Source organism: Pseudoalteromonas sp. MSK9-3, assembly GCF_003590335.1.
Lineage (GTDB): Bacteria > Pseudomonadota > Gammaproteobacteria > Enterobacterales > Alteromonadaceae > Pseudoalteromonas.
Genome location: NZ_MIET01000067.1, coordinates 1 through 626, shown reverse-complemented (window position 1 = coordinate 626; position 626 = coordinate 1). Strand labels below are relative to the sequence as shown.

Genomic DNA, 626 nt, shown 5'->3' with positions numbered 1-626 from the left:
GTTTTGATAACAGTCATACCCATCGGTCATCGATGGCCTAATCCCCTCTTTTAATAGCGTATTTTGATATACTTCAGAGCAATACTGTAAACCTCTATCTGAGTGATGAATGGCATTACGTTTATATACGCGTTGCTTAATCGTCATTTCCAATGCTTTGACTACATCGGTTGCTTTCATTTCATCACTCAGTTCATAACCCATTATTTTTCGACTATAAGCATCAGTGACTAACGATAGGTAATGTACGCCTTGCGCTGACTTTACGTAGGTAATGTCACTAACGAAGACTTCCTCGGCCGCTGTAGGCGTGTATTCTTTTAGTAAATTGGGATGCTTGCGCATCCAATGGTTACTATTTGTTGTTTTAGTATAATTTTTCTTTGGTTTTACAAGAAAGTCATGCTCTCTCAAATAATCAAAAAAACAATCACGGCCTAGTTTAATACCACGCTCTTGCAGTTCTGGCTTTATCATCAGGTAAAGTTTCTTCCCACCAATACGAGGCATGAATTGCCTCCAATACATCACTAATTCCTTGACTGGCTCCAATGCTTTATTCCGAGCACCTATCCTGCGTATAGCTTGATAGTAACCTTGTCGCGTTATGCCATATGCACGGCATA

At 39.8% G+C, this 626-nt stretch carries 1 protein-coding gene; it reads right to left on the bottom strand.

All coding sequences use genetic code 11. The features are described 5' to 3' along the window. The coding region (locus tag BGP78_RS20695; RefSeq protein ID WP_119863169.1) for an IS3 family transposase at positions 1–626 on the bottom strand (626 nt) is incomplete at both ends.